A 21,269-nucleotide genomic window follows, 5' to 3' on the forward strand; every position below is an offset into this window, starting at 1 on the left:
GCTGAGTTGCACTGCCGTCAAGGTGGGCAACTGATGCGCCAGCTTAACGGGCAAGGTCGTCAATGTTCCATTGAACCAACGGGCATGACATCTTGCCCTTTGGGGCAGCCGCAAAGCTGGGCTACAGGCCGCCCCATCGATCGATATGCTCGCGCATGAGTTGCAAGTAGGCGCGGCGCCCGAAGTGCAGAAGGTGATTGCCCGCAAACCAGTGCATCGTGCTGCCGCGCCAATGGCGGTGCAGCAGCTCGACATGGTGCGGCTCGGTCACGCGGTCACCGGCGCCGCCGATGATCAACACCCGCTCCCCGGCCATCGGTGACACATAGCTGAGCGGGTTGTGCACTGCGACCAGGCCGCGCATCTCGGCCACGCCGACGCCATGGCTTCGCATCAGGCTCGACAGCAGCAGGCCGGTGGGCTGCCAGTCCAGAAAGGCGTCGATCGGGCTCACCGCGGGCACCACCGGGATGCAGTAGTCGAGCCGCTCGTCGACCGTCGCCAGCAGGGCCGCCGTGTAGCCGCCGAGCGAGATCCCGGCGACGCCGATTCGCTCGACCCCGCGCGCGCGAAGGTGGTCGATGAACACGCGCAGATCATGGATGGCGAGCAGCGTCACCTCGTTGAAATGCAACAGCCCGTTGCCGAACACGCCGTAGCCGTTGAAGGGCAGGCACGACTCGGCGCGCGGCCCGTGATGCGGGAATGTGAAGAAGAGGATGTCATGGCCGGCGTGATAGAGCGTCTGGAGCGACAGCGCGTGCGCATTGAGCCACGGCATGTCGGCCCCGAAGCCATGCACGACGATCAGGGTCGGCCGCGGCCCGTCGCCATGGCACCAGTGCTCGGCATAGGAGACGGCACCGCGTCTCATGCGCGCGAAGCCCGGCGCAGCGGCCGGGTTCAGCGGTACGAAGGGGCTCGTGAAGCGCAACCTGCTGCGCTTGATCGGCGTGCCGTCCGATTCGATCGAAGCCAGAGGGAGCTCCTCGATGCGGATGTCCTTCGGTGGCGCGACGAAAACGCGCGAGGCATCGCCCGCCCGCGCCAGCGGCTCGTAGAAGCGCAGCGCCTCGAACTCCCGGGCCGCTTTGCCGGGCTCCGTCAGCGACGCAGCCATCGCCATGGCAACCGCGCTGGCCAGCGGCACGCGCGCGACCCATTCGAGGGCAGAGACGCTCTGCACCTGCAGCCAATGGCGTGCTTCGAGGGAGGTGTGGTCGGCGCGGGGGCGAAAGTCGTCCGGCAGTTGCTCCCACCAGGAGGTATCCGATGCGCGGTTCCATGCGCGTGCGGGTCTCATCGGCTTGCGCACGTATTGTTAGTTTGGTTATGCATGCGTCGACCATAGGAGCAAGGCCGCGAGCCACGCCCATCCTTTTGGGGTGGGGCGGCGTGAAGTAGTGCCGGGAGTGTGGCGGAGACCACAGGCAGCCCATCCCAAACGGGCGGGCCCGCACGAGCCGCCCGCTCCTACGATGAGTCCAGACATCCCATCCACCCACAATGCCATGACCAATCGACTCACGGGCCAGGACGCCATGTTCCTGCACGCAGATCTTCCGCATGCCGCTTCGCACGGCACGATGATCTATATCTACGACCAATCCACCCTCGGCGGCAAGACGCTCGGCTTTCGCGAGATCGTCCGCCACATGGAGAGCCGCCTCGATGCATCGCCCGTGCTGCGACGCAAGATCGTGCAGGTACCCTACGGCCTGGGTTATCCCTTCTGGGTCGAGGACGAACTGTTCGACATCGACTTCCACGTGCGCCATTTCGCATTGCCAAAGCCCGGCGACTGGCGGCAGTTCTGCATCCTGGTGTCGCGCATCCATGCGCGCACCCTCGACCTCGCGCGGGCACCGTGGGAGATGTATGTCATCGAGGGCCTGGACAATATCGAGGGCATTCCGAAGGGCAGCTTCGCAGTCCTCAGCAAGATCCACCATGCGGCCATGGACGGCACCGCGGCCACCGAACTGACCTGGGCCCTGCATGATGTACAGCGCGCAGCGGGCCGGGCCGAGCCGGTCGTCGACGCGGCGCGTCCGGCGCCACCGCAGACCTTGAGCCTTCGGTCCTTCGACACGCTCTCCAACGCCTTCACCGAAAACCTGCTGGCGACGGCTCGCATGGCGCTGCCGCTGGCCCAGGCCCTGCCGGGCCTGACCACGGCCGGCCTGCGCCTTCTGCAGCGGACGCGCAGCGGGGTCGACCTGACCGCGCCGCGCACGCGCTTCAACGGCGACGTGCTGGCACGCCGCGTCTGGGACTCGGTGACGCTCGACCTGGCAGAGGTCAAGCAGATCAAGAGCGTCGTGCCGGGCGCTACCGTCAACGATGCACTGATCGCACTGATCGGCGGCGCGATGCGCCGCTACTTGCAGGCGAAGAAGGAACTTCCCGCGAAGTCGCTGGTGACGCTCGCGCCGGTGAACACGCGGCCGGAGGGTACAAAGGAAACCGCCAGCGGCAACACCATCTCGATGCTGCGCTTTGCGATGGGCACCGACATCGAGGATCCCATCGCCCGCCTCGAGGCAGTGCGTGCTGCCACTGCGGAATCGAAGGGGATCCAGAACGCCATCGGTGCGAAGCATCTCACCGACCTGCAGAAGTTCGCTCCGCCTGCGACGCTGGGACTGGCAGGCAAGCTCGCGGCGCTGACCGGCTCCGGCGGCAAGGGGCCGATGCCGATTCACAACTGCCTCGTGACCAACATTCCGGGGCCCGCCACACCCTTGTACATGCTCGGTGCCAAGCTGGTGCATTGGGGCGGCGTCGGGCCGGTGACCGATGGCATGTCGCTGATCTGGAACCCGTCGAGCTACTGTGGAAAGGTGTTCATCTCGCTCACGAGCTCGCCCAACGTGGTGCCCGATCCCGAGTTCCTGGCGGACTGCGTGAGGGAATCGTTCGACGAGATGAAGGAAGCGGCAGCGGCTGTCGCCGCGAAGGCACCGCATAGCGGGAAGGTGGCCGTGGCGAAGAAGGCGCCCGCGAAGAAGGGTCCGACGAAGAAGGTCACGATGAAGCAGGCGCCGGCGAGGAAAACCGCTGCCGCGACGAAGAAGACGCGGGTCACGAAAGCCACCGGGTCTGCGGTGGCTCAACAATGAAGACAGGAGTCGTCATGGACATGGGTGCAATGCTCGCGGGCAAGCGGGTTCTGATCACGGGGGCTTCGTCGGGCCTCGGCGACAACTTCGCGCGGCTGGCTGCCCGCTGCGGGGCCAAGGTGGTGATTGCGGCGCGGCGCAAGGCCAGGCTCGACGCCCTCGCCGAAGAGCTCGGCAGCCTCGGATCGCCACAGGTCACGGTCGTCGAGATGGACGTTGCTTCCGAGTCATCGATCGATCGCGCGTTTGCCGATATCGACGCCTCGGGCGACCTCCTGGATGTGGTCGTCAACAACGCCGGCGTCGCCGGCGAGGGTCCGGCGCTCACGTTGCCGAGCCATGACTTCGACGCAGTGATGGCGACCAATGTACGCGGCGTCTGGCTGGTCGCCGTGCAAGCCGCGCGGCGCTGGAAGGAAGCGCGCCGCGGGGGCTCGATCGTCAACATCGCCTCGATCCAGGGCGAGCGCGTGATGCCGGGCATCACACCGTATTCGGTCTCCAAGGCCGCGGTCGTTCACATGACCAAGAGCCTCGCGGTCGAATGGGCTCGCTACGGCATCCGCGTCAACGCGATCGAGCCGGGCTACATCGGCACCGAGATGACAGACGGAATGTGGGAGAGCGAGCAGGGCAGGGCGATGATCCAGCGCATTCCGATGCGCAGGCTCGGCAAGCCCGAAGAGCTCGACGGCTTGCTGCTCCTCCTGGCGACCGATGCCGGCTCGTGGATGACGGGCGCGTGCGTGCCGGTCGATGGCGGGCACCTCTGCTCGTCGTTGTAAGAGACAAGAGACAGAGATGCACGGGACCCGGGGCGGACCAACCGCTGGTGCAAGCCGCCAAGTCATTCGAGCGATCCAGCCTCTTGCAGGATTTTCTGCAGAACCAGAAGCGCCGGCGATGACGAAGCGCCGCGATCTGCTCCTGGCCGTGGCCGCCGCCTCGGCGGCTGCGGCGATCGGCTTCGCCGGTGGAGAACTCGGATCACGGGTTGTCGTGTCGGCGCCTGCGCGGCCCGCGATCATCCTCGGCAATGGCATCGGTGGTCCGCAGGGCATGGCCTGGGTATGGCCTTGCGACGATGCACCGTGGCGCATGTATTCGGCACGTTCAAGCATTGGATGGGCCGGCCAGAACGAGAAACATCCATGGAAATCAAGTCACTCACCGCAGCCCTGACCGTCTCGCTTGTCGTCAGCGCGTGCACCTTGGCACCGCGCGTTGTCGCGCCCGTCTCGCCGACCGAAGTGGGCGAATTGCGCGCCGGCACCGGAATCCTGAAGGGCTACCTCGCGCCCGCCGAACTGCCCGACAGCCTCGCCCTGTTGCCACCGCCGCCGGCTGAAGGCTCGCCTGCGCTGGCGGCCGACATTGCCACCTTCCACAACCTCACGAAGCTTCAAGGGACGCCGCGCGGCGCCATGGCCGTGTCGGATGCGAATCTGCGCTTTCCCGACGCCGCTGCGGTTTTCTCGTGCGCCCTGGGCGTGCAGATTTCCGAGCAGGCCACGCCTAACTTGAATATGTTGCTGCGCCGAACGTTGACCGACTCCGCCCTGGCCACCTACAAGGCCAAGGACAAGTACGTTCGCACCCGTCCCTTCGTCATGCTGAAGACCGGAAGTTGCACACCAAAGGAAGAAGCGTCTCTGGCCAAGGACGGCTCCTATCCGTCTGGCCACTCGGCCATCGGCTGGGGCTGGGCATTGGTGTTGACCGAACTCGCGCCCGATCGCGCTGACGCGCTGCTGCAACGTGGCCGAGCGTTCTCGCAAAGCCGCGCCATCTGTGGCGTTCACTGGCAGACCGACATTGAGGCAGGCCACCTGGTCGGTTCCGCGACGGTGGCGCGCCTACAGGCCAACCCGGTATTCAACGCACAGATGGTCGCCGCACGTGACGAAGTCGCCAAGGCGCGTGCTGCCGGCTCCCCTCCTACGCCAGCATGCGCCGCCGAATCCGCAACCATCGCAGCTTCAAGTTCATTCGCGCCCTGATCGCCAAGGGAGCGGAAGCTGGCAGCAATCGGTCTGAGACGCCGTCCGGCGAAAAGGCAGAATTTGACTGCAAAGTAGTTTCTTGACCCGGCGTCCAGCCGAGGAAGTGGTGCCCGCAGACTTCAACCCTATCCGGAGAGGAAAGACCTATGAAATCCAGCAAGAGGCCTTTGAGCCGCCATGTGGGCCTGCTGACCGCCTTGGCCATCGGATGCGCAGCCTACGCGCAAAGCCCGGCGAATGCGCCGGTACCGGCTTCAGGCATTGCGGGGACGCCCGCAGGCACCGTGATGAGCAAGGAATACGTGGCAACCGTTGGACGCATGGCCTATGTGTGGGGATGGCCGCTGGTCAACAACCTGAATCGCTCCATCGCCATGAAGGATGTGCCCGAGCCAGGCCGCCTCGGCGGAATCGTCCCGGTATCACCACCGGGCTATGTCTCCATGCTCACGGACTACATCGACGCAGGAGAGCGGTTTGTCACCTGTCCCAACCAGGACACGGTGTACGGCGCGGGCTTCCATCGATTGAACAGCAAGCCAGTCATCGTGCAGGTACCGGACTTCGGCCAGCGCTTCTGGGTGTACCAACTCGCGGACGCGCGAACCAATGCCTTCGGCAAGCTGGGCAAGCAGTACGGCACCAAGCCGGGCCTCTATCTGGTGGTCGGGCCTGCCTGGAAGGGGCAGGCACCCAAGGGCATTCAGGCGGTCTTGCGCTCTCCGACCGATCTGGCGGCGATATTGCCGCGCATCTTTCAAGACGATACGCCGCAGGACAAACAGGCGATACAGGCGGTTCTGAGCCAGGTCATGGTCTATCCCCTGTCGGAGTACACCGGCAAGATGAAGACGAAGGACTGGAGCAGGACGCCAACCTTTCCCGTGCCGCCGGGCCAAGGTGCGGGCGAGACCAAGTGGGTCGTGCCAGAGAAGTTCTGGGACGAACTGCCCATCGTGATGAACGAGGTCCCGCCGCTGCCCGGCGAGGAGGCCTTGTATTCCACGATTCGCTCGGTGCTGGAGGCCGCTTCCAGGAATCCAGACCTCAAGACCGTGCTCGTGCAGACGGCGGTGTCTGCCGAAGAAGAACTCATCAAGCCGCTCTTCGAGTTCCGCAACAACGGGCGGCCCATCGGCAATGGCTGGAACTCGCCACCGAATGGTGCACGTTGGGGGTATGACTACCTTTCGCGCGCCGCCACCGCACGCTCCAACATGTACGACAACGCGCCGGAGGAAACCCGCTACATCTACACCGACGTCGACAAGGCCGGGCAACGGCTTCATGGCAGCAAGCGCTACAGCGTGACCTTCGCTGCAGGACAGACGCCGCCGGTCAACGGCTTCTGGTCGCTCACCGTCTACAACAAGGAGCATCTGTTCGAGCCCAATGTGCTCAACCGGTTCTCTTTGGGCACCAAGAGCAAGGACTTGAAGAAGAACGCCGACGGGTCGTTGACGCTTTACTTTCAGAACCAGTCGCCCGGCAAGGACAAGGAGAGCAACTGGGTCCCGACCCCGGTCGACGAGTTCTCTCTCTACATCCGCGCCTACTGGCCGAAGGCGGAAATCCTGGAAGGGCGCTGGATTCCACCTGCGGCAGAACAGGCAAACTAACGAAGGAACTCCATGAGCATGCTATCCGTACACACGCGCACCCTGCGTGTCCTGACTTTCACGGCCATGTTGTCGAGTGCGAGTTGTCTCGCGCAGCAGCCGCCTGCCTTGGCTTTGCCCAGCGAACAGGAAATCAGCGACAGCTACATCTATCTGCTCGGCCGGTTGCTGGTCTTGCGCCAGCAGCAGCTGGACTTCAAAGAGGGGTTCAAGTGGAACCAGCTGGTCCACCGAAAGCCAGGTGAGGTCGCCTGGCCGAATCCGAACCTCGACGTGGCCTATTCGGAAGCCTGGGTAGCCGTTGATGAAAAGAGTTGCGCGCTGGTGACGGTGCCGAAAATCACCGGCCGGTACTACACCGTACAGTTTCTGAATGGCTGGGGTGAAACCGTAGCCAACATCAACGAACGCATTTTTCCCGCGCATCCCGACGGCCAGTTCGCCGTGTGCCTGAAAGACGCGGACGTCAAGTTACCGGCGACAGTCCAGCGCGTCGACGTGCCGGTGAAGTACATGCGCGTGCTCTCGCGTGTAGAGCTTGGCGCCGACTGGAACCAAGCCGTGGCGCTACAGAAGAAGTTCACCATCCGCTCAACAGGCGAGCCCGTCGTGCCCACCATTCCCAAAACGGTGATGTTCGACTTGAACAAGCTGCCCGGCGGTGAGGCCTTCGACTCCGCCGACGCAGCGCTGGACAGCGAATTGGACATCAACCCGGGCATGGAGAAGCTGCAAGCCAGCACACGTGCGATTGCGAAGTTGGTGAAAGACCCGGTCGAGCGCAAACGCATCGACCAAGTCGTGCGCAGCAAGGCGTTTGCAGACATCAAGAAGGCGCTGCCCACGGTGGGCGGCAGCAAAGTGGAGAACGGCTGGGTGTTGCCTTCGACATCAGGTGTCTACGGCAACAACTGGCTTGTGCGCACGCTCATCAACTACGGCGGCATCTGGGCCAACGTGCCGGAGGAGGTCATCTACTTCAAGGCCTTTGCCGACGTGGATGGCTTGCCGCTTTCTGGCGACCATTCCTACACACTGCGCTTCACGAAAGAGCAGTTGCCGGCCCAGTACGCAACCTATTTCTGGTCGGTCATCGCCGTCGATGCGGTCGAGCGGCGTGTGCTGCCCAATCCGCAGAAGCGCTATCTTCTCAACAAGGAATCCAAGCTGCAGTACGGGCCCGATGGCTCGCTGACGCTGTACTTCGGCGACAAGAGGCCTGCTGATGTACCGCAGGCAAACTGGYTGCCGACGCCGAAGGGTCAGCGGTACAGCCTGACTTTCCGGTTCTATCGTCCGAAGGGGGCGGTGGCCGAGCGTAGCTATTTCCCGCCGAAACTAGATAAACAATGAGGCTGTCGGTGGCCGCTCTCCTTGGCGGTAACCGGACGCGCGACTGAATGCCGCTGGGCAAGCAAAAAGCCGCCCGAGGGCGGCTTTGGGCAATGGCCTCTTACGACACCCGTCGCGTCTGGTCCTTCCAGTACTTGTCGCGCACGTGGCGGCGCAGCACCTTGCCAACCACGCTGACGGGGAGCTGCTCTACGAACACCACCGCCTTGGGCGCCTTGAAGCGGCCGACCTGCCTCTTCACATGGTCGATCAGTTCCTCGACCGTGACTTCGACGCCTTCCCTAAGCACCACCTCGGCGTGCACGGCCTCGCCCCACTCCGGGTGCGGCACGCCCACCACGGCCGAGATCGCCACGGCGGAATGCGAGTTCAGCGCCGCTTCCACCTCGACGGCGTAGACATTGAAGCCGCCGGTGATGATCATGTCCTTCTTGCGGTCCACCAGGTACAGGAAGCCCCGATCGTCGAGGTAGCCGAGGTCGCCGGATTTCCAGAAGCCGTCCTGGAACTCCGCTGCGGTGCCGTCGGGATTGTTCAGATAGCCGGTGATCGTGCCGCGTGACCGCAGCCAGATTTCTCCGGTCTCGCCCTGCTTCATTTCATTGCCTGCATCGTCGACGATCTTCAGCTCCACGACAGTGGATACGCGCCCGGCGGAAGACAGGTGCTTCTCATCGCCTGCCGCCAGGTGGTCGGCCTTGGTCAGCATCGCCGCCGTCGTCAGGCACTCGGTCGCGCCGTAGACCTGCACGAAGATGTTGCCGAAGCGCTCCTGCGCCTGGCGCAGCTTGGACGGGCTCATCGGCGCGCCGCCGTACACGATGGTGCGCAGGCTGGAGAGGTCATGCTGCTTCGCCTCGGGCAGGTCGAGAAGTCGGTAGACCAGCGTCGGCAGCATCAGGGTGGTCGTGGCGCGCTCGGCCTCGACGTTTCGGCACCACGTCTTGAGGTCCGGCACGTTCTGCGTGACGGTGCAGCCGCCGCGGAACAGCGTCGCCAGCACGCCGAGCCCCGAACCATGGCTCAAGGGCGCCATGTGGAGGTAGCGCTGGTCGGCGTCGTAGATCTGCTCGGCTTCGGTATAGAGCGAGTCGCGCAGCGCCAGCCAGTTGTCCATGGTGTACTGCGCGCACTTGCTCTTGCCCGTCGTGCCTCCGGTGAAGCGGTAGATCACGATGTCCTTCATCGTGTCGTTCTCGACCTCGGGATTGGCATCGGACATGCCCTCGAGCAGGTCCTCGAAGGCGAGCAGGCCATCGCGCGGCGTGGCCGGGCGGTCCATGCAGACGACGGTCGTGCCGCGCTCGCGCAGCATGTCGAAATGGCTGTCCAGCAGCGCGTTCTCGATGAACACGACCTTGGGCTTGATGAACTCGACCTGCCAGCGGTGCTCGTCGATCGAGTCCCGGTAGTTCGTGTAGGCCACGGCGGCCTCGCCCTTGAAAGCCGTCCAGGCGTGCAGCAGAGACAGGTTGTCGTTCTCCAGGATGCACATGTAGACGTCGCCGCGCCCGAGCTGCAGGCGCTCGCGCATCATGTTCACGATGCGGTTGGTCAGTAGGTGCAGCTCGCGGTAGGTGTAGCGGCGCTTGCGCTCGATGTTGACCACGGCTTCCTGGTCGGTGAAGCGCAGGGCCAGCTGGCCCATCACGCGCGCGAAATTCGTCATCATCGTTCTGTCTCCAATTTGAGCTATGCGGATGCCGGATTATTTCGGCGCTTGTCACCGCCTGCCCCACTCCAACGGGATGGGGAGGGTTTTATCCCGGCGGCTCGTGCCCACTCCAAAGTGAGGGGCCCGCGGAAGATGCCCTCCGCCATAGTCAGTCCCCGAGAGAAGGCGCACCGGCGATGCCGATGGCGCCCGTTCACAAGCTTCAAGGAGACTGACGATGCAAGACAACTCGGGCGCATTCCTGAGCGAACAGGAAAACATGATCCGCGACTCGGCTCGCAAGGTGGCGCAGGAAGTGGTCGCCGCGACAGCCGCGGAGCGCGATCGCACCGGCGCGTGGCCGCGCAATGAGCTCAAGGCCGTAGCCGAGCTCGGCTTCCTCGGGATGCACATCCCCGAGGAATACGGCGGCAGCAAGCTCGGCTTCGTCGAGTACTGCCTCGCGATCGAGGAATTCGCCGCCGCGGACGCCGGCTTCGCGACCATCATGCACGTGCACAACGGCATGGGAGACTGGGTCAACCGCTACGGTACCGAGGCGCAGAAGCGCCGGTACCTGCCCGGCATCGCCAGCGGCGAGACGATCGCCTGCGGCCTGTTGACCGAGCCCCAGGCCGGCTCCGACACGGGCAACTTCCGCACCACGGCGCGCCGCGAGGGATCCGACTACATCCTCAACGGCACCAAGCAGTTCATCTCCAACGGTAGCGAAGCCGGCTTCGCCTTCGCCCTGGCCATCACCGACAAGAACGCGGGCAAGCGCGGCGCGAGCCTGTTCATCGTCGATCCCAAGGGGCCTGGCTACAAGATCGCTCGCGTTGAGGAGAAACTGGGGCAGCGCTCCGCGCACGTCGCCCAGATCGTGCTCGAGGATCACCGCGTGCCGGCCGAGAACCTGCTCGGCGAAGAGGGCAGCGCCTATGCCCGCATGCTGTCCGGCATGTCGGAAGGCCGCATCGGCATCGCCGCCGTGGCGGTGGGCGTGGCACGTGCCGCGCTCGAGGCTGCCGTCAAGTACGCCAAGGAGCGCGAAGCCTACGGCGCCCCCATCATCAAGCTGCAAGGCGTGAGCTTCGACCTGGCCGACATGGCCACGCAGGTGGAAGTGGCGCACCAGTTCGTGGTGCATGCCGCGCGCCTGCATCAGGCCGGCATCCCCTGCGCGAAGGAGGCCTCGATGGCCAAGCTGTTCGCCAGCGAGATGGCCGAGAAGGTCTGTTCCGACGCGCTACAGATCCACGGCGGCTACGGCTACCTCACCGATTTCCCGGTCGAGCGCTATTACCGCGACGCCCGCGTTACCAAGATTTACGAAGGCACCAGCCACATCCAGCAGCTGATCATCGGCCGCAGCCTGTGAAGCCGCCGAATCCCCCATCCCAAAGTGGGGGGGAATCGCCGTTTCGCCTCACGTAAGTTCGACCTCATCACCTGCTCAACAAGGAAATCGAGACCGTCATGGAAAACATTTATATCGTCGGCGCCGGCATGACGCCCTTCGGCCGCCACATGGACAAGAGCGTGAAGCAGCTCACCGCCTGGGCGGTCGAAGACGCGCTCAAGGACGCCAACTGCGACCGCAAGGCCATCCGCGCGGCCTTCTTCGGCAACACCACGCAAGGCCATTTCGACGGCCAGCACATGATCCGCGGGCAGGTCGCGCTGCTGCCGCTCGGCATCGAGGGCATCCCGATCTACAACCTCGAAGGCGCATGCGCATCCTCCAGCCACGCCTTCAATCTCGCCGTCATGCAGCTGCGTGCTGGCGCCGCCGACGTGGCACTCGCAGTGGGCGCCGAGAAGATGTACACGAACGACAAGGCCAAGATGTTCTCGTGCTTCGAGTCGGCCTGGGACATCGAGACCTTCGAGGCCAACAAGGGCTACCTCTCCGCGATGGGCAAGACCATCGTGCCGCCCGCCGGCTCGCAGTCCGAAAAGCCCTACAGCCCCTTCATGGACGTGTATGCCGCGCTCGGCCGCGGCCTGATGGAGCGCTTTGGCATCACCCAGCGCCAACTCGCTGCGGTGTCCTCGAAGAACCACGGCCACTCGGTGCACAACGAGCGCTCGCAGTACCGCAAGCCGATGAGCATCGAGGAGATCCTGGCCGCTCCCGCGATCACCTATCCGCTCACGATGCCGATGTGCTCGCCGATCTCCGACGGCGCTGCCGCGGTCATCGTCTGCACCGAGTCGGCCCTGAAGAAGTACGGCTTCGACCGCCATCGCGCGGTCAAGGTGCTCGCCACCGTCGTGCGCTCGGCCTCGGCACGCGATGCACTCGACTACGACAACGGCTGCACCAAGCAGGCCGCGAAGGACGCCTTCGAGCAGGCCGGCATCGCCCCGAGCGAGATCGACGTGGTCGAGGTGCACGACGCCACCGCCATCGGCGAGCTGCTGACCTTCGAAAGCCTCGGCCTGCGCGAGCCCGGCATGAGCGGCATCCTGGCCGAGCGCGGCGAGACGACCATCGGCGGCTCCATCCCGGTCAACCCGTCCGGCGGCCTCGAGTCGAAGGGTCACCCGATCGGCGCCACCGGCATCGGCCAGATCTTCGAACTGGTGAGCCAGCTGCGCGGCGAATGCGGCCAGCGCCAGGTGGAAGGCGCGCGCTTTGCCGTTCAGGGCAATGGCGGCGGCCTCTGGCGTGTGGAAGAAGCGACCGAGCACATCGGTATCTTTGCCAGCGCCTGATCGACGGACCGGGGTAAGCGGGATCATGGGGATCATGACGAGGAAGATCGTGGTGGCCGGGGTCGGCATGATTCCGTTCTGCAAGCCCGGGGCGGGTGCCAGCTACGCCGTGATGGGCGCACAGGCCGCGCGCCTTGCGCTGGCCGATGCGCGCGCCGGCTACGAGTCGGTGCAGCAGGCCTTCGTGAGCTACGTCTACGGCGACTCCACGGCCGGCCAGCGCGTGCTGTACGACCTGGGCTTCACGGGCATCCCGATCTTCAACACCCACAACAACTGCGCGAGTGGTTCGTCGGCCTTGTACCTGGCTCGCCAGGCCATCGCCAGCGGCGAGGCCGACATCGTGCTCGCGCTTGGCTTCGAGCAGAAGAGCGCCGGCGCGCCGCAGACGCAGTTCACCGACCGCCCCAGCCCCCTGGAGCGCTTCGTCGCGCAGTGCGACCCCGTGGTTGGCGACGCCGACATCCTGCCCGCGGTGCGCATCTTCGGGGCCGCCGGCCTCGAGCACATGAAGCGCTTCGACACGCCGCTGGAGACCTTCGCCAAGATCCGCGCCAAAGCCAGCCGCCATGCGGCGAACAACCCCCTGGCGGTGTTCCGCAAGGTCGTCACTGCGCAACAGGTGCTGGCCGATACGCCGGTGTGGCCCGGCGTGATGACGCGCCTGATGGCCTGCCCGCCGACCTGCGGTGCCGCCGCGGCCGTGCTGTGCAGCGAGGACTACGCGAAGAAGCACGACCTCGACGCCCGGGTGTGGATCGCCGGGCAGGCCATGACCAGCGACGGCCCGGAGAGCTTCCATTCCGGCGACCTGCGCGACGGCGCCGGCTACACCATGTCGCGTGCCGCCGCCCGCAAGGTCTATGAGCAGGCCGGCATCGGCGCGGAGGAGGTGGATGTCGTCGAACTGCACGACTGCTTCGCGCACAACGAGCTGCTGACCTATGAATCGCTGGGGCTTTGCGCCGAGGGCGACGGGCAGAAGCTCGTCGATGCGGGCAACAACACCTACGGCGGGCGCTACGTGGTCAATCCCTCCGGCGGGCTGCTTTCCAAGGGGCACCCGATCGGCGCCACGGGCCTCGCGCAGTGCTTCGAGCTCGTGCAGCAGCTCCGTGGCCAGGCCCACAAGCGCCAGGTGGAGGGCGCACGCATCGCCCTGCAGCACAACGTCGGCATCGGCGGCGCCGCCGTCGTCACGATGTACAGAAACTGAAAAGCAAGATTGACATGGACTTTCGTCCCGATCCCGGACTCGACGCATTCCGTCAGGAGGTCCGCCATTTCCTGAAGGAATGCCTGCCGGCCGACCTCCGCGTGACGCCTACGTTCTCGCGCTCGAAGCCGGAGGCGGTCGCGCGCTGGCAGAAGATTCTCCACGCGCACGGCTGGGGCGCGCCCTACTGGTCCAAGGCGCATGGAGGCACCGGCTGGACGATGCAGGAGATCCTCGTGTTCGACGAGGAATGTGTGGCCGCCGGCGCGCCGACGGTGGACGGCATGGTGCACAAGCTGCTTGGCCCGGTGCTCAACGAGTTCGCGACGCCGGAGCAGAAGGCAGAGCACCTGCCGGCCTTCTTCAACGGCGAGCGGCTGTGGTGCCAGGGCTTCTCGGAGCCCGGCTCGGGCTCGGACCTGGCCTCGCTGCGCACCCGCGCAGAGCTGAAGCATGACGAGAAGGGCGACCACTACGTCGTCAACGGACAGAAGATCTGGACCAGCCACGGCCACGAGTCCGACTGGATCTTCATGCTGGTGCGCACCGACGCCGGCGCCAAGAAGCAGGCCGGCATCAGCTTCCTGCTGGTCGACATGAAGACGCCCGGCATCACGGTACGGCCGATCCGCAGCATCGACGATGCACACCACCTGAACGAGACCTTCTTCGACAACGTGCGCGTGCCCGTGGCCAACCGCGTCGGCGAGGCAGGGCAGGGCTGGGCGATCACGAAGTTCCTGCTCAACAACGAGCACGCGACCACGGCCGACCTGCCGATGCTCAAGCACTACCTGCGGCAGCTTCATGCGCTGGCCGATACGCCCCTCATGGGCGGCGGGCGCCTGCGCGATCGGCCGGAGTTCGCGCTGAAGCTGGGGCGCCTGGAAGCCGAGGTCACCGCCGTCGGCATGTTCGTGCAGCGCGTCGCGGCGCTGGACATGGAGCACAACCCTCTGGCCCATCCCATGGGCTCGATGCTCAAGGTGCGCGCCACCGAACTGCAGCAGCGCATCACGGAAGCGCACGTGGAGGCGCTCGGCGACCACGGCGCGGTGGCCTATCCGCATCCGTCCGAGGCGGCCGAACTGCCGGGTGCGCCCCTCCCGCTGCAGGGCCTGGCGCGCGGACTGGCCAACGAGATGTTCTTCCGCCGCGCCTCGACCATCTACGGCGGAACGAGCGAAGTGCAGCGCGGCATCGTTGCCAAGCTGCTCTTCGGACTGTGAGTACGAGTACATGGATTTCAGACTGAATTCGGAGCAGCAAATGCTGCAGGACAGCATGCGCCGCTACATCGACAAGGCGTACGCATTCGAAGCTCGCACGGCGACGTTGAAGGCGCGCCGGGGGGGCGGCCTGGATCATTGGGGCACCTTTGCCGACAACGGCTGGCTGGCCGCTGCGCTGCCCGAGGCGCACGGCGGCCTGGGCGGCGGCCTCGTCGACACTGCGCTCATCGCGCATGAGTTCGGACGCGGCCTCGTGCTGGAGCCGTATCTCGGCTGTGCCGTGATGGCGGCGCAGACGCTGGCAGCCGCCGGCACCACGACGCAGAAGGAGCGTCTGTTACCCGCGCTGGCCGACGGGTCGCTCCGCATCGCGCTCGCCTACAGCGAGCCGGCCTCTCGCGGCATGCCCCTGCCCGTGGCGGCCTCGGCGCAGCCGCGCAACGGCGGCTATCTGCTGAGCGGTCGCAAGACGCTCGTGCTGAGCGGGCTGCTCGCGCAGCAATACATCGTCTCCGCGCGCATCGAAGGCGCGCCGGCCGACGAGATCAGCCTGTTTCTCGTCGACGCCGATGCGGTTGGCATGCAGCGCCAGGCGCTGCCGCTGCACGATGGCACCTGGGCCGAGGAGCTGGTGCTGGAGGGCGTGCAAGTCGCGGCCGATGCCGTGCTGGGCGAGCCGGGCAGGGGACTGCCGGCGCTGCGGTCTGGCCTCGCGCACGGCATCATCGCGCTCGGCGCCGAGCTGGTGGGCGTCATGGAAAAGGTGATCGAGCAGAGCGCCGAATACCTCAAGACGCGCCAGCAGTTCGGCGTCCCGATCGGCAGCTTCCAGGCGCTGCAGCATCGCATGGCCGACATGGCGACCGAGATGGAGACCGCGCGCTCCATGCTGTATGCGGCGCTGGCCTCGATGGAGAACGACGACGCTGCGGCACGGCAGCGCACGCTGTCGGCCGCCAAGGCGCTGATCGCGCGCGCGGCCAAGTTCGTGTGCGGACAGGGCATCCAGCTCCACGGCGGCATCGGCGTCACCGAGGAGTACCAGGTCGGCCACTACTTCAAGCGTGCCGTGGTCGCCGAGCTGCAACTGGGCAGCATCGACCGGCACGAGGCTGCGTGTGCGGCCTGAAACGCCACGGCGCAGCGGGGGCATGGCCGATAATCCGCAGTCTTGACTCGGCGGTGCCCAAGCCGCACATCGCTCGACATGGACTTCGACAAGCTGCTCGTCTCCACGAAGTTCGCGCCGCCGCACATCGGCTCGCGCTTCATTCCGCGCATGCACCTGCTCGACCAGCTGCGCGACGGGCAGCGCTGCGGCTTCGTGCTGGTGACCGGCGGCGCCGGCTTCGGCAAGACCATCCTGCTGGCCCAGTGGCGCCTGGAGCTGATGAAGGCCGGCGACGAGGTTTCATGGCTGTCCCTGAGCCATGACGACAAACAGCTCGGCAGCTTCGCCACCTACCTGACCGCCGCCTTGCGTCGCCTGGGCATTCCGGTCGAGGACGAGATGCTGCTCGACGGCCTCGACGGTGAAATCGCCAAGGCCATGGACAACGTCGTGGCCGCCACCGTGAACGCGGCCGCCGTCATTCCGAAGGATCTGTACCTGATCATCGACGACTACCACCACGTCGATGACCAGCGGGCGCACCTGCTGGTGCAGAAGCTGATCGACCACTGCCCCGGCAACCTGCACATCGCCATCGCTTCGCGGGCGGCGCCGCCGCTGCTCATCAGCCGCCTGCGTGTGCTAGGTCGCGTCACCGAGATCGGCTTTGGCGAACTGCCCTTCAATGCGGAGGAAACGCGCAGCTTCCTCGAGCAGAACCTCGGCACGGTCAAGCTCAATGCCGAGGAGGTGCGCCTGATCCACGACAAGACCGGCGGCTGGCCGGCGAGCCTCGAGCTGATGGCGATCATGCTGCGCTCGCGGCCCGAAACCCGCGCCCGCCTGCGCGAGCTCGGCTGGAGCTCGGCCGACCTGCAGGCCTACCTCGCGGAAGAAGTCGTGGCCCATCTGCCGACGGAGATGATCGACTTCATGGAGCAGGTGTCGGTGTGCCGGCGCTTCAACGTCGAGCTGGCGGCGGCAGTCACGGGCAGCGCCGATGCGGCGGCGCTGCTTCAGCGCGCGGAAGACGAGAACCTGCTGATGTACCGCGTCGAGTCGGACGACCGGCTGCCTTGGTATCGCTTCCATCCGCTGTTCGGCGAGTTCCTCGCCACGCGCGTGGCGCGGCGAGGCACGGCGGATGTCAACGCGCTGCACCGGCGCGCCAGCCAGTGGTTCGCGGGGCATGGCCTGCTGGTCGAGGCAGTGCGCCATGCCGTGTGGGGCGGTGAGCTCGAATTCGCCGCCGAGGCGATCGACCAGGCGGCCAAGGACACCTGGAGCCTGAGCTTCATCAGCCTGATGCTGAATTTGCTGGACCGTCTGCCGCAGGAGACGCTGTTCGCGCATCCGCGTCTCTTCTTCCTTGGTTGCCTGACCTTGTCGATGACAGCGCGGTATGCCAAGGCGGAACGCTGGCTCGCGCAGGTCCGCGAGAGCGGGGCGGCGAAGAACCCCGCGATCTCATCGAAGCTGCCGCTGGCGGATGCGGCGGTGGCGATGCAGCGCGACGACACCCAGCGTTGCATCGACTTGCTCGAGCCCTTGCACGGCATCGTGTCCGAGAGCCCGTACCTGCTTCACTTCTATCTCTGCCTGCTCGGGTACGCCTACGCCTCGGTCGGCCGCTATGCCGATGCGCACCGGCTGCTGGACGCCAACCCCATCGACCCCGCCGAGCGCAAGAACGACATCGCCCTGGTCGCCGAGGGTTCGCGCGGGCTGCTGTTGCTGACGGAGGGCAAGGTCAGGGAGGCAGCGCGCATCGGCAACGAGTTGGTCGCGGCGGCCGAGGCGCTGCACGGGCGGCGCTCGGTCAGCGCGTCGGTCACTGCCACTACGCTCGGTGACTCCTACTACGAGCTCGACCGTATCGACGAAGCGCGCGAACTTCTCGCCAACCGCGCGCGTCTGGTGATGCAGGCCTCCATGCCTCCGGTGATGCTGAGCGCCGCACTGGTCACGGCCCGGCTGGACTCGCTGCACGCTCCATCGGAGGCCGTGCTGAGCTTCCTCGAGTCGCAGGCGGCCCACTACCAGGGGCTGGGGCTGCATCGGCTGGTGGCCTGCATGCACGCGGAACAGGTGCGGATCCTGCTGAAACTGGGGCAGAAGGCTCGAGCGGCAGGCGTCTCGGCGCGCTTGAGTGAGCTGGGCGCGCTCCATCGCAACGCGGACGGCGTGCGCGCCGAGATTCCCGCCGTGGCGGCGCTGGCACGCGCCCGCGTCGCGCTCGCGAGCAACGACCCCCACGAGGCCTTGGCGGCCCTGCCGGTCGCGCGCGAGCTTGCGCTGCAGTACGGGCGTGCGCGCATGCAGGTGCTGGAGAACCTGCTGGCAGCATTCGCGCTGGACGAACTCAAGCGCGTGGACGAGACGGCCACCCGCCTCGTGGAGGCGGTGCAGATCGCATCGCGCTTCGGCCTGCTGCGGACCCTGCTGGACGAAGGCCCGCGTGCCGGTGCGCTGCTTGCGACCGTGAGGGACGACATACGGCTGGACAAGGCGGCCGCCGCCCACCTCGAAGACCTGCTCACGCGATTCGGCAAGGCCGACGGCTCGCGAACGGCTGCGCCGAGCCGCAGCGGCACCAGCGCGCCCGAAGGTGTCAACCTCACGCCGCGCGAGCTGGAGATCCTGGCCCTGGTCGCGCAGGCGATGTCGAACAAGCGGATCGCACTCACGCTCAACATCTCGGTGGACACGGTGAAGTGGAACGTGCGCAACATCCTGACGAAGCTTGACCTGTCGAGCCGGTACGACGCGATGACCTGGGCGCGCAAGCAGGGATTGATCGAATAGGGTTTACGAGCCCCACACCACTCACCCACTCCAAAGTAAGGGGGGCTTGCAAGACCCGACCCCCTAATCTCACCTCCAAGCAATCGACAGAGACTTGGAGGTACTAGATGAGCTTTTCGCAAGCAAAGAAGGGCATGGTCGGCTGGATCACGCTCGAGCGTCCCAAGGCGATGAACGCCTTGAGCCGCGAGATGATCGAAGGCATGACCGCCACCCTGCAGGCGTGGACGAACGATCCCGAAGTCCGCACCGTGGTGATGACCGGCACCGGTCCGGCGTTCTGCGCCGGCGCCGACCTGAAGACGGCCAGCGCCGCCGTGGCGCCCGGTGAGAAGGACTTCCTCGACCACATCGTCATCTTCTTCGACACGCTGCGCGCCTTTCCCAAGCCGACCATCGCGGCCGTCAATGGCCTGACCCTGGCCGGCGGCCTCGAAGCCGTGCTGGCCTGCGACATCGTCCTGGCCGCCAAGAGTGCGCGCCTGGGCGACGGCCATTCCAACTTCGGCGTGTTCCCCGGCGGCGGCGGCGCGGCGATCCTGCCTCGCAAGGTGCCGGCCAACGTGGCCAAGTACCTGCTGTTCAGCGGCGACGCGATCTCCGCCGACGAGATGAAGGCCTGCGGCCTCGTCAACGAAGTTGTTGCCGACGCCGAGCTGGCCGATCGCGCGCAGGCGCTGGGCGAGAAGTTCGCCAAGAAGAGCCCGCTCGTGCTGGCCCGCATGAAGAAGGTCGCCAACGAAGCGGCCGACAAGTCCACGGCCGATGCGCTGCGCCATGAGCTGCACGAGTTGCGTGACCACCAGCGCTCATGGGACATCCAGGAAGGCCTGCGCGCCTTCGTGGAGAAGCGCGAGCCGCAGTTCAAAGGTTATTGAGGCGATCCGAAAAATGAAGAGCTACGAAACCCTTGCCGACTTGAAGCCCCTGGTGGGCGAGGTCATCGGCACCAGCGACTGGATCGTCGTCGACCAGCAGCGCATCAACATGTTCGCCGAATGCACCGGCGACCTGCAGTGGATCCACGTCGATCCGGAGCGCGCGAAGAGCGGCCCGTTCGGCACACCGATCGCGCACGGCTTCCTGACGCTGAGCCTGATGTCGGCCTTCATGGGCACGGCCTTCGACATCCGCAACAGCAAGATGGGCGTGAACTACGGGCTCAACAAGGTTCGCTTCATCAAGCCGGTGCCTGTGAACAGCCGCGTGCGCGGCCATTTCAAGCTTGTGGGCTGGGAGCCGATCGACAACGGCGGCGCTCAACTCGCGATCGAGGTGTCGATGGAGCTGGAAGGTTCGGACAAGCCCGTGTGCGTGGCCGAGTCCATCACCCGGCGCTACTAGTTTTCTTTCACCAGGCGCCTTGCGCCTTCCTCCGGTTTGTCCGGCGATCGCATCGATCGGCCGGCAGGGGATTTCTTTTTTTCAAGTTCTTGAGGGTAACGAAATGACGATTCGATTTGACGGCCGCGTGGCCATCGTGACGGGTGCCGGCAACGGCCTGGGCCGCGTGCATGCATTGGAACTCGCCCGGCGCGGCGCCAAGGTCGTGATCAACGACTTCGGCGGCAGCCGTGACGGCAAGGGCGGCTCTTCCGAGGCCGCGCAGAAGGTCGTGGAGGAAATCCGCGCTGCGGGCGGAGAGGCCATTTCCAACGGTGCGAACGTCTGCGACTTCGAGCAGGTGCAGGCGATGGTGGCGCAGACCAAGGCCGAGTGGGGCCGCGTGGACGTGCTCGTCAACAACGCCGGCATCCTGCGCGACAAGACCTTCTCGAAGATGGAGATGGCGGACTTCCAGGCCGTCGTGGACGTGCACCTCATGGGCTCGGCCAATTGCACCAAGGCCGTGTGGGAGACGATGCGCGAGCAGAACTACGGCCGCATCCTGATGACGACCTCGGCCTCGGGCCTGTTCGGCAACTTCGGGCAGTCGAACTATGGCGCCGCCAAGATGGCGCTGGTGGGCCTGATGCACATGCTGCACGTCGAGGGCGCCAAGAACAACATCCGGGTCAACACCATCGCACCGATCGGAGCGACACGCATGACCGAGGACGTGATGCCGCCGGAGATGCTCGCCGCGGTGCAGCCCGAGAAGGTGACGCCTGCGGCGCTGTTCCTCGTGAGCGAAGACGCGCCCTCCCGGATCACGCTGTCCGCCGGCGGCGGCGCCTTCACCTCGGCACGCATCGTGGACACCGAGCCGGTGTACCTCGCGGGCAGCGAGTGCTCGGTCGAAGGCGTTGCCGAGCACTTCGCCGCCATCACCGATTGGGACACGCAGCGCGCCTACGAGCATTCGAACGGGCAGGTGCAGGCCCTGATGGAAGCAGTCATGAAAGGCCTCAAGGCCTGATGGACGCAGGGCCGCGGCCTGCGGCCCTGCACTCGCGCAGCAATGGCATTCCCAGTCAACAGATCCCGTCATCA

General features: G+C 65.8%; 17 protein-coding genes. 15 read left to right on the plus strand and 2 right to left on the minus strand.

The window, feature by feature from the left end:
* Positions 1–121: 121 nt before the first annotated feature.
* Positions 122–1,303, minus strand: a complete 1,182-nt coding sequence (locus tag AC1DN9_RS20050) for an alpha/beta hydrolase family protein (RefSeq protein ID WP_478103174.1) — start codon at positions 1,301–1,303, stop codon at positions 122–124.
* 208 nt (positions 1,304–1,511) lie between these two features.
* Between AC1DN9_RS20050 and AC1DN9_RS20055 the strand changes: the two genes are divergently transcribed.
* The 6 genes from AC1DN9_RS20055 (at position 1,512) to AC1DN9_RS20080 (ending at position 8,097) form a co-directional block, all read left to right on the plus strand.
* On the plus strand, positions 1,512–3,122 hold the full coding sequence (locus AC1DN9_RS20055; protein ID WP_478103175.1) for a wax ester/triacylglycerol synthase family O-acyltransferase: 1,611 nt from the start codon (positions 1,512–1,514) through the stop codon (positions 3,120–3,122).
* Positions 3,123–3,136: 14 nt separating this feature from the next.
* Positions 3,137–3,907: an SDR family NAD(P)-dependent oxidoreductase gene (locus tag AC1DN9_RS20060; RefSeq protein WP_478103177.1), complete on the plus strand. Its 771-nt coding sequence runs from the start codon at positions 3,137–3,139 to the stop codon at positions 3,905–3,907.
* 118 nt (positions 3,908–4,025) lie between these two features.
* Positions 4,026–4,304 (plus strand): hypothetical protein, encoded by a 279-nt coding sequence (locus tag AC1DN9_RS20065; RefSeq protein ID WP_478103178.1) that lies wholly within the window; start codon positions 4,026–4,028, stop codon positions 4,302–4,304.
* Entirely contained in the window at positions 4,274–5,122 is an 849-nt protein-coding gene (locus AC1DN9_RS20070; protein ID WP_478103179.1) for an acid phosphatase, read from the plus strand. Before AC1DN9_RS20065 ends, AC1DN9_RS20070 begins: the two co-directional genes overlap by 31 nt.
* Before the next feature lie 149 nt (positions 5,123–5,271).
* Positions 5,272–6,744 (plus strand): DUF1254 domain-containing protein, encoded by a 1,473-nt coding sequence (locus tag AC1DN9_RS20075; RefSeq protein ID WP_478103181.1) that lies wholly within the window; start codon positions 5,272–5,274, stop codon positions 6,742–6,744.
* 12 nt (positions 6,745–6,756) lie between these two features.
* The gene (locus AC1DN9_RS20080) at positions 6,757–8,097 is read left to right on the plus strand and encodes a DUF1214 domain-containing protein (protein WP_478103182.1); all 1,341 of its coding nucleotides are present in this window, start codon (positions 6,757–6,759) and stop codon (positions 8,095–8,097) included.
* Positions 8,098–8,197: 100 nt separating this feature from the next.
* On the opposite strand, the gene AC1DN9_RS20085 is transcribed toward AC1DN9_RS20080, so the two are convergent.
* Entirely contained in the window at positions 8,198–9,769 is a 1,572-nt protein-coding gene (locus tag AC1DN9_RS20085; protein WP_478103184.1) for a class I adenylate-forming enzyme family protein, read from the minus strand.
* Between the two features lie 220 nt (positions 9,770–9,989).
* On the opposite strand from AC1DN9_RS20085, the gene AC1DN9_RS20090 reads away from it, so the two are divergent.
* From AC1DN9_RS20090 to AC1DN9_RS20130, 9 genes are all read left to right on the plus strand, one after another.
* On the plus strand, positions 9,990–11,132 hold the full coding sequence (locus AC1DN9_RS20090; RefSeq protein WP_478103185.1) for an acyl-CoA dehydrogenase family protein: 1,143 nt from the start codon (positions 9,990–9,992) through the stop codon (positions 11,130–11,132).
* Positions 11,133–11,230: 98 nt separating this feature from the next.
* Complete coding sequence (locus AC1DN9_RS20095) at positions 11,231–12,472, plus strand: thiolase family protein (RefSeq protein WP_478103187.1); 1,242 nt, start codon at positions 11,231–11,233, stop codon at positions 12,470–12,472.
* A gap of 34 nt (positions 12,473–12,506) precedes the next feature.
* Positions 12,507–13,688 carry a lipid-transfer protein gene (locus tag AC1DN9_RS20100; RefSeq protein WP_478103188.1) on the plus strand — a complete coding sequence of 394 codons (1,182 nt, stop codon included), beginning with the start codon at positions 12,507–12,509 and terminating at the stop codon, positions 13,686–13,688.
* A 14-nt stretch (positions 13,689–13,702) separates the two neighbouring features.
* A complete protein-coding gene (locus tag AC1DN9_RS20105) occupies positions 13,703–14,917 on the plus strand; it encodes an acyl-CoA dehydrogenase family protein (protein WP_478103190.1) in 1,215 nt (404 codons plus the stop codon).
* 10 nt (positions 14,918–14,927) lie between these two features.
* A complete protein-coding gene (locus AC1DN9_RS20110) occupies positions 14,928–16,049 on the plus strand; it encodes an acyl-CoA dehydrogenase family protein (RefSeq protein ID WP_478103191.1) in 1,122 nt (373 codons plus the stop codon).
* Between the two features lie 78 nt (positions 16,050–16,127).
* Entirely contained in the window at positions 16,128–18,836 is a 2,709-nt protein-coding gene (locus AC1DN9_RS20115; protein WP_478103192.1) for a winged helix-turn-helix domain-containing protein, read from the plus strand.
* A gap of 107 nt (positions 18,837–18,943) precedes the next feature.
* Entirely contained in the window at positions 18,944–19,714 is a 771-nt protein-coding gene (locus AC1DN9_RS20120) for an enoyl-CoA hydratase/isomerase family protein (RefSeq protein ID WP_478103194.1), read from the plus strand.
* Positions 19,715–19,727: 13 nt separating this feature from the next.
* Positions 19,728–20,180, plus strand: coding sequence for a MaoC family dehydratase (locus AC1DN9_RS20125; RefSeq protein WP_478103195.1), 453 nt, complete (start codon positions 19,728–19,730; stop codon positions 20,178–20,180).
* A 103-nt stretch (positions 20,181–20,283) separates the two neighbouring features.
* Positions 20,284–21,195, plus strand: coding sequence for an SDR family NAD(P)-dependent oxidoreductase (locus AC1DN9_RS20130; RefSeq protein ID WP_478103197.1), 912 nt, complete (start codon positions 20,284–20,286; stop codon positions 21,193–21,195).
* Positions 21,196–21,269 lie beyond the last annotated feature (74 nt).

The organism is Variovorax sp. 05L425, from assembly GCF_056397705.1.

Coding starts and splice junctions, on each gene's coding strand:
- AC1DN9_RS20050 (WP_478103174.1), bottom strand. CDS start 1,303: ATGAGACCCGCACGCGCATGGAACCGCGCATCGGATACCTCCTGGTGG.
- AC1DN9_RS20055 (WP_478103175.1), top strand. CDS start 1,512: ATGACCAATCGACTCACGGGCCAGGACGCCATGTTCCTGCACGCAGAT.
- AC1DN9_RS20060 (WP_478103177.1), top strand. CDS start 3,137: ATGGACATGGGTGCAATGCTCGCGGGCAAGCGGGTTCTGATCACGGGG.
- AC1DN9_RS20065 (WP_478103178.1), top strand. CDS start 4,026: ATGACGAAGCGCCGCGATCTGCTCCTGGCCGTGGCCGCCGCCTCGGCG.
- AC1DN9_RS20070 (WP_478103179.1), top strand. CDS start 4,274: ATGGAAATCAAGTCACTCACCGCAGCCCTGACCGTCTCGCTTGTCGTC.
- AC1DN9_RS20075 (WP_478103181.1), top strand. CDS start 5,272: ATGAAATCCAGCAAGAGGCCTTTGAGCCGCCATGTGGGCCTGCTGACC.
- AC1DN9_RS20085 (WP_478103184.1), bottom strand. CDS start 9,769: ATGATGACGAATTTCGCGCGCGTGATGGGCCAGCTGGCCCTGCGCTTC.
- AC1DN9_RS20090 (WP_478103185.1), top strand. CDS start 9,990: ATGCAAGACAACTCGGGCGCATTCCTGAGCGAACAGGAAAACATGATC.
- AC1DN9_RS20095 (WP_478103187.1), top strand. CDS start 11,231: ATGGAAAACATTTATATCGTCGGCGCCGGCATGACGCCCTTCGGCCGC.
- AC1DN9_RS20100 (WP_478103188.1), top strand. CDS start 12,507: ATGACGAGGAAGATCGTGGTGGCCGGGGTCGGCATGATTCCGTTCTGC.
- AC1DN9_RS20105 (WP_478103190.1), top strand. CDS start 13,703: ATGGACTTTCGTCCCGATCCCGGACTCGACGCATTCCGTCAGGAGGTC.
- AC1DN9_RS20110 (WP_478103191.1), top strand. CDS start 14,928: ATGGATTTCAGACTGAATTCGGAGCAGCAAATGCTGCAGGACAGCATG.
- AC1DN9_RS20115 (WP_478103192.1), top strand. CDS start 16,128: ATGGACTTCGACAAGCTGCTCGTCTCCACGAAGTTCGCGCCGCCGCAC.
- AC1DN9_RS20120 (WP_478103194.1), top strand. CDS start 18,944: ATGAGCTTTTCGCAAGCAAAGAAGGGCATGGTCGGCTGGATCACGCTC.
- AC1DN9_RS20125 (WP_478103195.1), top strand. CDS start 19,728: ATGAAGAGCTACGAAACCCTTGCCGACTTGAAGCCCCTGGTGGGCGAG.
- AC1DN9_RS20130 (WP_478103197.1), top strand. CDS start 20,284: ATGACGATTCGATTTGACGGCCGCGTGGCCATCGTGACGGGTGCCGGC.